The organism is Xanthobacter oligotrophicus, assembly GCF_008364685.1.
Taxonomy (GTDB): domain Bacteria; phylum Pseudomonadota; class Alphaproteobacteria; order Rhizobiales; family Xanthobacteraceae; genus Xanthobacter; species Xanthobacter oligotrophicus.
Genome location: NZ_VTTL01000004.1, coordinates 320,543 through 333,085, shown reverse-complemented (window position 1 = coordinate 333,085; position 12,543 = coordinate 320,543). Strand labels below are relative to the sequence as shown.

The following is a 12,543-nucleotide window of genomic DNA, read 5'->3' as shown; positions in this document are numbered from 1 at the left end:
AAGATGACCACCCGCACTTTCACCCGCAGTCCGCTCACCCGCCGCACCTTCGCCCGCCTCGCCGCCGCCGGCGTGGTGCTGTCCGCAGCCTTCGCCGCCGTGCCGGCACGCGCGGAAGGCGTGCTGCGCATCGCCCAGCAGTTCGGCACCCTCTACACGCCGTTCCACGTGCTGCGCGAGAAGGGCCTCATCGAGAAGCACGGCAAGGCACTGGGCATCGACATCAAGGTGGAGTGGATCCGCCTCTCCGGCGGCGGCGCGGTGAATGATGCGCTGCTCTCCGGCAGCATCGACATCGCCTCCGCCGGCATCGGGCCGTTCCTCACCATCTGGGACAAGACCCGCGGCACGGCGCAGGAGGTGAAGATCGTCGGCGCCTTCGGGGCCCAGCCCAACTTCCTGCTCACCAACAACCCGAACGTGAAGACCATCAAGGACTTCACCGAGAAGGACAAGATCGCGACGCCGGCGGCGGGCGTGTCGGTGCAGGCGCGCATCCTGCAGATGGCGGCGGAGCAGGCCTTCGGCCCCGGCAATGCCAAGAAGCTCGACCCGCTGATGGTCACCCTGCCCCACCCGGACGCCACCGCCGCCCTGATCGCCGGCGGCACCGAGATCACCTCCCACCTGTCCAACCCGCCGTTCCAGAACCAGGCGCTCAAGGACCCCAAGGTGCACAAGGTGTTCTCCTCCTACGACATCCTGGGCGGTCCGGCGACGCCCACGGTGGCCTACACCACGGTGAAGTTCCGCCAGGAGAACCCCAAGACCTACAAGGCGTTCCAGGACGCCTTCGCCGAGGCCACCAAATGGGTGGACGAGAACAAGAAGGAAGCCGCCGAGATCTATGTGAAGGTGGAGCAGTCCAAGCTTGATCCCGCCTTCATCGCGGAAGTGCTATCGGATCCCGAGGTGACCTATACGCTGGTGCCCCTCGGCACCATCAAGTTCGCCGATTTCATGAACCGGATCGGCGCCATCAAGAACAAGCCCGCCAGCTGGAAGGAATTCACCTTCGAAGAGCTGCATTCGGCCTCCGGCAGCTGAGGGCGCAGCCATGACCGCCACCGTCGCCCGCCTTGACGGCGCCCAGCAGCTCCACCCCGTGTCGGCACCGGCTGCGGCGCAGGCCACCCCCGTGCTTCAGGCGCGCGGCCTCACCCTCGACTATGCCGGCGCCAAGGGGCGCCACCGGGCAGTGGAGGACGTGAGCTTTTCGGTGGCGTCGGGCGAGCGGCTGGTGCTGCTCGGCCCCTCGGGCTGCGGCAAGTCCTCCATCCTCAAGGCGCTGGCCGGCTTCCTGAAGCCGGCGGCGGGAACGGTCGAGATCCGCGGCAAGGCCATCACCGGGCCGGGGCCGGACCGCATCGTGGTGTTCCAGGAATTCGACCAGCTGCTGCCCTGGAAGAGCGTGCGCGACAACGTGGCCTTCCCCCTGCGCGTCGCCCGCAAGATGTCGCAGAAGGAGGCCCACGCCCGGGCCGAGGCGGCGCTGGTGAAGGTGGGCCTCGCCCGGGCGCTGGACGCCTATCCGCACACCCTGTCCGGCGGCATGAAGCAGCGCGCCGCCATCGCCCGCGCGCTGGCCACCGACCCGGACGTGCTGCTGATGGACGAGCCGTTCGCGGCGCTCGACGCCCTCACCCGCCGCACCTTGCAGGACGACCTGCTGGCGCTGGCCGAGGAACAGGGCTTCACCCTGGTCTTCGTCACCCACGCCATCGACGAGGCGGTGCTCATCGGCACGCGCCTGCACCTGCTCGCCGCCCATCCGGGCCGCACCCTCGCCACCTTCGACACCGCCGCCTTCGGCATCTCGGCGCGCGGCACCCCGGCCTTCGAGGCGGTGGTGCGCGATGTCCACAATCTCATCTTCGCCGACGGAGGCCACCATGTCTGACACCACCGTGTCCGGCTCGGGCCTGGCGGACACAGCGCACGCACGCAGCGCCGAGCCCGCCCGCCCCCGCACCGAGGCGCCCGCGCGGTTGTCGCCGCGGGCCGCCCTCGGCTGGCTGTGGGGCTTCACCGTGGTGCGTCGCGCCGTGGTGCTGGCGGCGCTGGCCGCCATGTGGCAGACGGCGGCGGTGTGGCAGAGCAATCCGCTGCTGTTCCCCACCTTCACCGACACCATGTCGGCGCTCGCCTCGGCGCTCTCCGAGGGCGACCTCTTGCCCGCCGCCCTCGCCTCCCTCGCGGTGCTCATCAAGGGCTATGTGCTGGCGGTGGCGCTGGCTTTGGTGCTGGTCTCGGCGGCCATCGCGGTGCCGTTCCTGAAAGAGGTGCTGCTGACGCTGACCGCCATGTTCAATCCCCTGCCCGCCATCGCGCTCTTGCCGCTCGCCATGCTGTGGCTCGGCCTTGGGGAAGCCAGCCTGCTGCTGGTGATGGTGCATGCGGTGCTATGGCCGTTCGCCCTCGCAGCCCTCACCGGCTTCGAGCAGGTGCCGGAGACCCAGCGCCTCGTTGGCCGCAACTACGGGCTGAAGGGGCTGTCCTACGTGGCGCTCATCCTCATTCCGGCGGCGCTGCCCTCGCTGCTGTCGGGGCTGAAGATCGCCTGGGCGTTTGCCTGGCGCACCCTGATCGCGGCGGAGCTGGTGTTCGGTGTCTCCTCCCGCGCCGGGGGGCTCGGCTGGTTCATCTACCGCAACCGCAACGAGCTGCTGACGGATCGCGTCTTCGCCGGGCTGGTCACAGTGATCCTCATCGGCCTTGCGGTGGAAGTGCTGTTCCGCGCGGTGGAGCAGCGCACGGTGCGCCGCTGGGGCCTCCAGCGCTGACGTAACGGCATTCCGGATCGAAGTACCCTTGCCGGTATTCCGCACCGTCACGGGCGAGAATAAAGTGCCGTTGCGGAGGAAAAGACGTCTGTGACGGCTGCGCTTCACGATTTATCCACAAAAACGCGTGAGGCTGTACCCAGATAGAAATTACAGCTGGGAAGCCGCCACCGTGAAGCCGCTCCTGATCGTCTCTGGTATTCTGGTCGCGAGCGCCGTTGGCGCAGGCGTGGCAATCTCCCCCATGCTCACGTCCGCCAAGGCCGTGAGGGACGATGGACCTGCCACCACGCAGTCCATCTCCCAGAACGGCCCCGGCGGGCAGGCCAAGGGGGCGCAGGGCAAGGCCGCGCAGCAGGCTGAAGCCGTCGCCCCGGCGCCGGATCCGGCCCCCGCGCCGGCCGTGACCCCGCGCAAGAACTACACCTACAAGTCGTTCAACGTGGATGGCAATTACATCGCCATGACGTTCGACGACGGTCCCAATCCGGAGACGACGCCCCAGTTGCTCGCCATCCTGAAGGAGCGCGGCATCAAGGCCACCTTCTTCGTGCTCGGCAACATGGTGGCCAAGCACCCGGAAGTGCTGAAGATGATCTCCGACGAGGGCCACGAGATCGGCAACCACTCCTGGAGCCACCCGCAGCTGACGCGTATCAGCCAGGCGGGGGTGGAGAAGGAGTTGGGCAATACCTCCGAGGCCATTTTCCAGGTCACCGGCAAGCGGCCCATGTATCTGCGCCCGCCCTACGGCTCCATGAAGCCGACCCTGCGGGCCATGATCGAGGAAAAGTACGGCCTCACCACCGTCAACTGGGCCGTGGACCCCAACGACTGGAAGTTCCGCGACAGCCAGAAGGTGCATGACGCCATCATCGCGCAGGTGACGCCGGGCGCCATCGTGCTGTCCCACGACATCTACCCCACCACGGTGGCGGCCATGCCGCGCATCCTCGATGAGCTGATCGCCAAGGGCTACAAGTTCGGCACCATTTCCGAGCTCATCGCCCGGGACAAGACGCCGAAGGTCCAACTGATGGCGGCCCTGCCCAACGGCAAGCCGCAGCAGGCCAATCAGAAGGACAAGAAGCCCAAGCCCGCCACCGCATCCGCCAAGCCGGATGGCGCCAAACCCGCCAAGCCCGCGGCCAATGCCGCCCCGCAGCAGCGCGCCGGCGGCGTCTACTGATACCAACGGCCCCGGTCTTTGACCGGTGCCGAGAGGGTCGCGCTCAGGCGCCGCGCGGGCTTCACCAAAGGCCCGTGAGTCGCGCTCACGGGCCTTTGGTGTGAGTCAGCCAGCCCTTTCAAACCTGAGAGCCCGTTCCCCTGGAACGGGCTCTTTTCATTTGTGCGTGTGGCGGGCCGCCGGCCCGGCTGAAACGATTTGAAGGTTCCAGCCCGCGCTCCTACAAAGACCAAAAGCAAGATGCGCCGGCAGTCGAGGCCGGCGACGCGAAAAGGGAGCAGGCCATGAGCAGCACCGGGGAAACGCCGAATACCACCAAGCGTGCCGGCGTCGTGGGGCTCGGCTCCATGGGGTTCGGCATGGCGCAGTCCCTGTTGCGGGCGGGGATCGATGTGGCCGGCTGCGATGTGGGTCCCGAAGCCGTGGCCCGCTTCGTGGCGCAGGGCGGGCGCGGGGCTGCGTCCGCCGCCGAGGTGGCGCAGGGCGCCGACATGGTGGTGAGCGTGGTGGTGAATGCCGCGCAGACCGAAGCCATCCTGTTCGGCCCCGAAGGCGTGGCGCAGACGCTGCCGGAAGGCGCCGTCTTCATCTCCTGCGCCACCATGGACCCGGACGTGGCCCGCGCCCTTGCCGCGCGGCTTGAGGCCACGGGACGGCTTTATCTCGACGCCCCCATCTCGGGCGGCGCGCAGCGGGCGGCGGAGGGCGCGCTCACCATCCTCGCCTCCGGCAGCCCGGCGGCCTTCGCCAAGGCCCGGCCGGCCTTGGATGCCATGGCGGCCAAGCTCTACACCCTGGGCGATGCGGCGGGGGCCGGCGCGGCCTTCAAGATGATCAACCAGTTGCTTGCCGGCGTGCACATCGCCGCCGCCTGCGAGGCCATGGCCTTTGCCGCCCGCCAGGGGCTCGACCTGAAGAAGGTGTATGAGGTGATCACCGCCTCCGCCGGCAACAGCTGGATGTTCGAGAACCGCATGCCCCACGTGCTCTCCGGCGACTACAGCCCGAAAAGCGCGGTGGACATCTTCGTGAAGGACCTCGGCATCGTCCAGGACATGGCCCGCAGCGCCAAATTCCCGGTGCCGGTCTCTGCCGCCGCCTTGCAGATGTTCCTCGCCGCTTCCGCCTCCGGCATGGGGCGGGACGACGACGCCTCCGTGGCGCGGCTCTATGCGCAGATCACGGGGACGAAGCTGCCGGGTGTTTGAGGGGACGCCGTGGTAAGGCGGGGCCCTGAAGGCCGCCTTGTCCGACGCGCTATATGGGGCGGAGCGACGGGCGGCTGAAGCTGTGGAGCAAGATCATGTCCCGTAACCGCCTCGCCTGCGTCCTCGCCCTGCCGCTCCTCGCGTTCGGCCTCTCGCTGGGCGCGCGGGCGCAGACACCGGAGCAGGCCAAGGCGCTGCGCACCGCCTGCGAGGCCGACGTGACGAAGCTGTGCGGCAGCATCGAGCCGGGCGCCGACCGCCTCTTCCAATGCCTCAAGGATCACAGGGACGAGGTGACGCCCCCCTGCCAGGCGACCCTCGGTGCGCTGATCGCCAGCCAGCGCAAGAAGTAGGGCGTTCAGGCGAAGGGGTGCCTCAAGCCACGGCCAGCAGGCTCGCATTGCCGCCCGCCGCCGCCGTGTTCACGCTCAGCGAGACCTCTTCCAGCAGCAGCTGCGCCGGGAAGGCGAAGGGCGAGGCGGCGATGTCGTCCGGCGTCGCCCCATGGAGCGGCACGATCGGCCCCGGCAGCGCGGCGAGGCGCCCGGCAACGGCCACGAGTGCCGCCCCCTCCCCTTCCGCCAGAGCTGCCGCGAACGGGCCGCCCTCCGCCCCCATAGCTTGCCCGCCCATGCGAAGGCGCGCCGCCACCGCCGGCGGCACTCCCGCGAGCTGGCTCAAGAGCCCCGCCTCGGCCTCGATGACCGCCCGATTGCCGGTGGCCAGGGCGGTGCCGATCTGGCGCATCAGCCCCGTCTCGCTGGTCGGCAACAACAGCAGGGTGCCGCGCGGGCGCAGGCGCCAGCTGTTGCGCTCGCCCACCGGACCGGGCAGATCCAGCGACAGGCCCAGCGGCACGGCCTCCGCCAGCGCCCGCACCGCCGTCGCGTCATCCACTCGCCCGCGCCCCTCCAGCCAATCGGCGAAGGCCAGCGCCGCCCCGTCCGCCGTGCCGGCGCCAAGGGCGAAGGCCGGACCGGTCACCAGCCGGCCGAGATAAAGCGGCCCGCTCGCCTTCGGCCCGGTGCCGGAGAGGCCGTGGCCGCCGAAGGGCTGCACCCCCACTACTGCGCCGATCATGTTGCGGTTCACATAGAGGTTGCCGGCCGCCACCTGGTCCATCACCGCCGCGATGGTCTCGTCCAGCCGCGTGTGCAGGCCGAAGGTGAGGCCGTAGCCCGTGGCGTTGATGTCGGCGACGAGGCGGCGCAGATCCGCCCGCCGCCAGCGCAGCACATGCAGCACCGGGCCGAACACCTCTGCCGTGACATCCGCCATGGATGAAATCTCGATCAGCGTCGGCGCAACGAAGGTGCCGTTCGCCGCCTCAGCCGGCAAAGGCAGGCGATGGACGCGAAAACCGCGCGCTGCCATGGCCGCCACATGGGTCTCGATGCCCGCCTGCGCCTCGGCGGTGATGACCGGCCCCACATCCACGCACAGGCGGTCCGCGCGGCCGATCTCCAGCTCCGCCATGGCGCCCTTCAGCATGGCGAGCATGGGGTCGGCCACCTCCTCCTGCAGGCAGAGCACGCGCAGGGCCGAGCAGCGCTGGCCGGCGCTGTCGAAGGCGGAGGCCAGCACATCCGCCACCACCTGCTCGGGCAAGGCGGAACTGTCCACGATCATGGCATTCTGCCCGCCGGTCTCGGCGATGAGCGGCACCGGTCGCCCCGCAGGCGACAGGCGTTGGGCGAGCACCCCGGCGATGCGTCGCGCCACATCCGTGGAGCCGGTGAACATGACCCCCGCCACCTCCGGCGCCGCGACCAGCGCCGCACCCACCGTTCCATTGCCGGGCAGCAGCTGGAGCACATCCTGTGGAATGCCGGCGGCATGCAGCAGCCGCACCGCCTCGGCGGCGATGAGCGGTGTCTCCTCCGCCGGCTTGGCGAGCACGGGATTGCCCGCCGCCAGCGCCGCCGCCACCTGCCCGGTGAAGATGGCGAGAGGGAAGTTCCACGGGCTGATGCAGGCCACCGGCCCCAGCGGGCGATGGTCGCGGGTGAGGCGGGCTGTCGCCTCGTCGGCATAATAGCGCAGGAAGTCCACCGCCTCGCGCACCTCGGCCACCCCGTTGGCGGCGGACTTGCCCGCCTCGCGCATGATCAGGCCGAGCAGGTGGGGCACCTGCGCTTCCAGCATGTCGGCTGCGGCGCGTAAAGGCGCCGCGCGCTCGGCGGGCGAGAGCGCGGCCCAGCCGGGCGCGGCGCCGGCAGCCACGGCCACCGCCCGCACCACATCTTCGGCGCCGGCCTCGCGCACGGCGCCCACCTCGTCGCGATGGTCGCCGGGATTGCGCACCGCCCGCGCCGGCCCGCCACCGCCCGCAGGATGCGCCCGCCATGGTGTGGCCCGACCCGCAGCGAGGACCTGGCCAAGGGCGGCCAGCACGGCGTCGCTCGACAGGTCGAGGCCGGCGGAATTGGCCCGCGTGCTGTACAGGTCGCGCGGGGCGGCGATGGCCGGGCTGGGGGCGCCGGCGTCGGGCATGGCGGCCACCGTCTCTGCCGGATCGGCGATCAGCTCGGCCAGCGGCACGCGGTCATCGGCAAGGCGGTGGACGAAGGAGGAATTGGCGCCGTTCTCCAGCAGCCGCCGCACCAGATAGGCGAGCAGCGTCTCATGGGTGCCCACCGGCGCATAGATGCGGCAGGGCCGGCCAAGCGGCCCCACCACCTCCTCGTATAGCGGCTCGCCCATGCCGTGGAGGCACTGGAACTCGTAGTCGCCGGCGCGGAAATCCGGCCCCGCCAGCTCAAAGATGGCGGCCAGCGTCTGGGCATTGTGGGTGGCGAACTGGGGAAAGACCGCATCGCGCGCGGCAAGCAGCTTGCGGGCGCAGGCGATGTAGCAAAGGTCCGTGTGCACCTTGCGGGTGAAGACGGGGAAATCCGTCATCCCGTCCACCTGCGCGCGCTTGATCTCGGCATCCCAATAGGCGCCTTTCACGAGGCGCACCATGATGCGCCGGCCGGTGCGACGGGCGAGATCGATGACGAAGTCGAGCACCGCCGGGCAGCGCTTGCCATAGGCCTGCACCACGAAGCCGATGCCGTTCCACCCCGCAAGGCCGGGATGGGCGGCGAGCGCTTCCAGAAGATCGAGGGAGAGTTCCAGGCGGTCCTGCTCCTCCGCATCGATGTTGAAGCCGATGTCGTAGCCCCGGGCCAGCAGCGCGAGGCGTTCAAGGCGCGGCAGCAGTTCCGCCATCACCCGGCCCGCCTGCGCGCGGGCATAGCGCGGATGGAGCGCGGAGAGCTTCACCGAGATGCCCGGCCCTTTGTGGATGCCCCGCCCCGCCGAGGCCTTGCCGATGGCCTCGATGGCGGCGCCATAGGCCGCGAAATAGCGTTCCGCGTCGGCCGTTGTCATGGCCGCCTCGCCCAGCATGTCGAAGGAATAGGAGAAGCCCTGCGCCTCGCGTTTGCCGGCGCGGTGAAGCGCTTCCTCGATGGTGCGGCCCATGACGAACTCGGCGCCCATCAGCCCGATGGCCATGTCCACCGCGCGGCGGATCAGGGGTTCGCCGCAGCGCGCCACGAGGCGGGTGAGCGCGGTGGTGAGCCGCCCGTCGTCGGCGGTGGCGGTGAGCTTGCCGGTGAGGACGAGGCCCCAGGTGGCCGCATTCACGAACAGGGAGCGCCCGCCGCCGAGATGCGCCTGCCAGTCGCCATGGCCGATCTTGTCGCGGATGAGGGCGTCGCGGGTCTCGTTATCAGGAATGCGCAGCAGCGCCTCGGCAAGGCACATGAGCGCGACGCCCTCCTGGCTGGAGAGGGCATATTCCTGCACCAGCGCCGCCACCACCGATCCGCGCGGCTTCGCCCGCAGCCGGGTGACGAGATTCCCCGCCCGCGCGGCGATGCGGGCGCGCAGCTCCGGCGGCAGGCGGGCGTCGGGCAAAAGATCGGCGATCACCTCCCGCTCCGGGCGGCGATGCGCGGCGGCGAGGGCCGCACGCAGAGGGGTGGGCGGGCCGGCCGGCGGCGCGAAATCGGCGAAGAGCGGAGCGGGTTCAGGGGCGGCCCAGGGCGCGGCGGCGGCGGGGATCATGATGTGTTTCCTCGTCCCCCGGCAGGCGGATCACCGCGGCACGGGACGGTTTCGACGGCTGTTCACATGCTAATCCAGAGGCGTCAGGCATTCCGGCTTTTCATCTGCCGAAGAGCCACTCATACTGACTTTAAATGACTGCCATATTGGATCATTTTTATGGATAATGGCGCATCTGACAGTCAAATCGACGCCTTCGATGCCCGCATCATCGCCGCGCTGGTGGAGGATGGCCGCATGTCCGTCACCGACCTTGCGGCGCGGGTGGGCCTGTCGCGCAGCCCGTGCCAGGCGCGGCTGAAGCGGCTGATGGACGAGGGCTACATCCGCGGCTTCCGCGCGGTGCTTGATCCGGTGAAGCTCCGGCTGGAGCACATCGCCTTCACCGAGGTGAAGCTCTCCGAGACCACCGAGAAGGCGCTGTCCGCCTTCAATGCGGCGGTGCTCCGGATCAAGGAGGTGGAGGCCTGCCACATGATCGCGGGCTCGTTCGACTACCTGCTGAAGGTGCGCACGCGCGACATCCGCCGCTATCGCGCGGTGCTGGGGGAGAAGATCTCCGCCCTGCCCCATGTGGCGAGCACCTCAACCTACGTGGTCATGGAGCCGGTGAAGGACGACGGGGCCTGAACTGCGGCAATCGTGGACCTTGACCCTTCGTCGCCCTTTACAAGGGGCCGATGCGACCTCACTCTCTCAACAAAACATAAGAGGCCCGATGTGGCCTTCAGGGAGTGACATATGGCCACTGTTCTTGATCGGCCGGTGCAAGCTGGGCCGGTGGCGCCCGTTGTCCGCGCCATTTCTTTTGCCGACGTGAAGGAGGCCCTCCTCGCGGGGGTCGAGGATTTCAATCGCGCACCCGTCATCGGCGCCCTTCTGGGCGCGGTCTACGCCTTCGGCGGCATCTTCCTTCTGTCCTGTGTGTTCGCGCTGGACCTGGGCTATCTCGCCTATCCGCTGCTGGCTGGCTCGGTGCTCATCGGCCCGTTCGTGGCCGCCGGCCTTTATGACGTGAGCCGGGAGATCGAGGCCGGGCGCCAGCCGACGCTCAAGGGGGTGATGTCCACCGTGTTCGCCCAGCGCCAGCGGGAACTGGGCTGGATGGCCTTCGTCACCATCTTCGCCTTCATCATCTGGATGTACCAGGTGCGCCTGCTGCTGGCGCTATTCCTCGGCTACTCCTCGTTCGGCACCCTCAACGAGTTCCTGCACGTGGTGTTCACCACGCAGGACGGCCTGACCTTCCTGGCGGTGGGCCATGTGGTGGGCGCGGCGCTGGCGCTGGGCCTGTTCTCCATCACCGTGGTGTCGTTTCCGCTGCTGATGGATCGCGACATCGACGTGGTCACGGCCATGATCACCAGCGTGCAGGCGGTGCTCGCCAGCCCCGGCCCCATGATCGCCTGGGGCCTGATCGTGGTGGCGCTGCTCGCCGCCGGCTCGGTGCCCTGCTTCCTGGGGCTCATCGTGGTGCTGCCGGTGCTCGGCCACGCCACCTGGCACATCTACCGCAAGGCGGTGGTCCCCGCCGCGTAGAGCGCCTTCAGGCAGAGTGGACACTCGCGGCGCCGGTTCATCGACCGGCGCCGCGCGCATTTCGTCCACGCGCCGGACGTGGTCTTACAGCCCGGGCAGCCTCCCTTGCCGCGATCGTTCAGGACCCGGGCTTCTCCGGCGGAGCCGGCGTTTTCGACTTGCGCTTGTCGGCTGACGCGCCCTTTGGCACGCTCCGCGACACGCCCTTGGCGGGTTCGCCGGCCAACGGCTTCGCAGAGGGCTTTGCGGGGACTTTGGCCGGAGCTTTGGCCGGAACCATGGCCGGCGCGGCTTTGCGCACCGCGGTCCCCTTCTTCACCGTCGATGCCTTTTTCAGCGATGTCACCTTCTTGGCCGACGGCGCCTTCTTCTCCGGCATCCATCCCGGCTTCGTGACCGTCTCCGCCCTTTTGGCCACGGCTGCCTTGCGGATCGGCCGGCCATGGGCCTTCGCCGCCGCGACCGGCGCCACGTCCCGGCCAACCTTCGCGACGACAGGCGGCGGCACATCGGGGGCCGCAAGGAGGCTGACCTGAGCGCCCTTGCGGGCCGCCTTCCCGCCCTTGCCCTTGGCCGCCTTCTTCGTGGCGGCAGCCGGCTCTGAAGCACTGCCGGCGGCAGCCGTCTCGTCCCCGGCAGCTCGGGCCTTCGCCTTGGCCGCCTTCTCCGACTTGGCCTTCACCCCCTTTGCCGGAGGGGCCTTTTCCGCCTTGATCTTGTCGGGCTTCGCCTTTTCGGTCTTGCCCTTGTCCGGCCTGACCTTGCCCGCCCTGGCCTTGCCCGCGGATTGAGGTTCGACAGCCGTGTCGCTGTCCGCGTCGGCAGCAACCTGCGCCGCCTTCTGCGATCTGGCTTTGTCCGGCTTGGCCTTGGTGCCCTTTGCCTTGGTCGGGTTCGCCTTGGTCGGGTTCGCCTTGGTCGGGTTGTCCTTGGACTCGCGCTCCCCGGCCGGCATTTCAACGCCGGGCACGGCGCTCGCCGACTTGTCCTTCGAGGCCTTGGCCTTGGTCTTCTGCTCGGCTTCGAGGCGCTCGGCCTCCCACCTGCGGGCCATGATCTCGCCGAAGCTGCGGATCAGCTCGGAGAGGTCCTCCTCCTGGACCGCCGCGGCGGCGCTGTCGATGGAGAACCAGAAGCCGTAGCGCTGGAACCGCTCGGGCCATTTCTCCAGCAACCGCTTGACCTTGAGGGGGAACACCAGCACGTCGCACAGCACCGAGCGGGTGCCGAGCCGCTTCTCGTAGGTGTACATGCCCAGCGGTTCGCGCGAGATCACCCCCACCAGCCCGGCTTCCTCATAAGCCTCGCGCGCCGCCGCCTTGGGCGGGGACAGGCCCTTCATGGGCCAGCCCTTGGGGATGACCCAGCGCCGGGTCTCGCGGGAGGTGATGAGGCGGATCTGCACTTCGCCGTCGCGCCGCACGCGATACGGCAGCGCCGCATACTGCACCCGCCGGCCGGATGGCCCGCCGGTGGCGACCGGAAGCGCTGGCCATACCGGGGGTGGCGACATGGGCGGTCCTGCGGCAGACGCGAAGGCAGATCTAGGGAAACACGGCGAAACACACGACCGATCCGGGCGCGTGCCCGAATCGGTTACCTTTCCTGATCTATCACAGCGCCGGACACGGACAAGCTCCGCGCCTTTGCTCAAGGCCCCGCCGGGACGCCGGCACCGCGTGTTCCGCGCCCCCCTGACCCTGGCGGATCCGGAGGGCCAACCGGTGGACGATGGCCCTACATGGGCTCGGCGCTACATGGGCCCGGC

Annotated in this window: 10 protein-coding genes; 8 read left to right on the top strand and 2 right to left on the bottom strand. The window is 69.4% G+C overall.

Annotation, left to right across the window (positions count from 1 at the left end):
- Window positions 1–3: 3 nt before the first annotated feature.
- From FZ033_RS08515 to FZ033_RS08490, 6 genes are all read left to right on the top strand, one after another.
- Window positions 4–1,047, top strand: coding sequence for an ABC transporter substrate-binding protein (locus FZ033_RS08515; protein WP_149575717.1), 1,044 nt, complete (start codon window positions 4–6; stop codon window positions 1,045–1,047).
- Between the two features lie 10 nt (window positions 1,048–1,057).
- Window positions 1,058–1,900 carry an ABC transporter ATP-binding protein gene (locus FZ033_RS08510; protein ID WP_149575716.1) on the top strand — a complete coding sequence of 281 codons (843 nt, stop codon included), beginning with the start codon at window positions 1,058–1,060 and terminating at the stop codon, window positions 1,898–1,900.
- Window positions 1,893–2,783, top strand: coding sequence for an ABC transporter permease (locus FZ033_RS08505; protein ID WP_149575715.1), 891 nt, complete (start codon window positions 1,893–1,895; stop codon window positions 2,781–2,783). Before FZ033_RS08510 ends, FZ033_RS08505 begins: the two co-directional genes overlap by 8 nt.
- A gap of 172 nt (window positions 2,784–2,955) precedes the next feature.
- The gene (locus FZ033_RS08500; RefSeq protein ID WP_149575714.1) at window positions 2,956–3,972 is read left to right on the top strand and encodes a polysaccharide deacetylase family protein; all 1,017 of its coding nucleotides are present in this window, start codon (window positions 2,956–2,958) and stop codon (window positions 3,970–3,972) included.
- 284 nt (window positions 3,973–4,256) lie between these two features.
- On the top strand, window positions 4,257–5,180 hold the full coding sequence (gene ltnD, locus FZ033_RS08495; RefSeq protein ID WP_149575713.1) for an L-threonate dehydrogenase: 924 nt from the start codon (window positions 4,257–4,259) through the stop codon (window positions 5,178–5,180).
- A gap of 95 nt (window positions 5,181–5,275) precedes the next feature.
- Window positions 5,276–5,533 (top strand): cysteine rich repeat-containing protein, encoded by a 258-nt coding sequence (locus FZ033_RS08490; protein ID WP_188079384.1) that lies wholly within the window; start codon window positions 5,276–5,278, stop codon window positions 5,531–5,533.
- A 22-nt stretch (window positions 5,534–5,555) separates the two neighbouring features.
- On the opposite strand, the gene putA is transcribed toward FZ033_RS08490, so the two are convergent.
- Window positions 5,556–9,236, bottom strand: a complete 3,681-nt coding sequence (gene putA / locus FZ033_RS08485) for a bifunctional proline dehydrogenase/L-glutamate gamma-semialdehyde dehydrogenase PutA (RefSeq protein WP_149575711.1) — start codon at window positions 9,234–9,236, stop codon at window positions 5,556–5,558.
- 159 nt (window positions 9,237–9,395) lie between these two features.
- On the opposite strand from putA, the gene FZ033_RS08480 reads away from it, so the two are divergent.
- Window positions 9,396–9,866 (top strand): Lrp/AsnC family transcriptional regulator, encoded by a 471-nt coding sequence (locus tag FZ033_RS08480; RefSeq protein WP_149575710.1) that lies wholly within the window; start codon window positions 9,396–9,398, stop codon window positions 9,864–9,866.
- Window positions 9,867–9,977: 111 nt separating this feature from the next.
- Entirely contained in the window at window positions 9,978–10,775 is a 798-nt protein-coding gene (locus FZ033_RS08475; RefSeq protein WP_149575709.1) for a DUF2189 domain-containing protein, read from the top strand.
- A 118-nt stretch (window positions 10,776–10,893) separates the two neighbouring features.
- On the opposite strand, the gene FZ033_RS24605 is transcribed toward FZ033_RS08475, so the two are convergent.
- Entirely contained in the window at window positions 10,894–12,288 is a 1,395-nt protein-coding gene (locus FZ033_RS24605; protein WP_210247872.1) for an NUDIX hydrolase, read from the bottom strand.
- Window positions 12,289–12,543 lie beyond the last annotated feature (255 nt).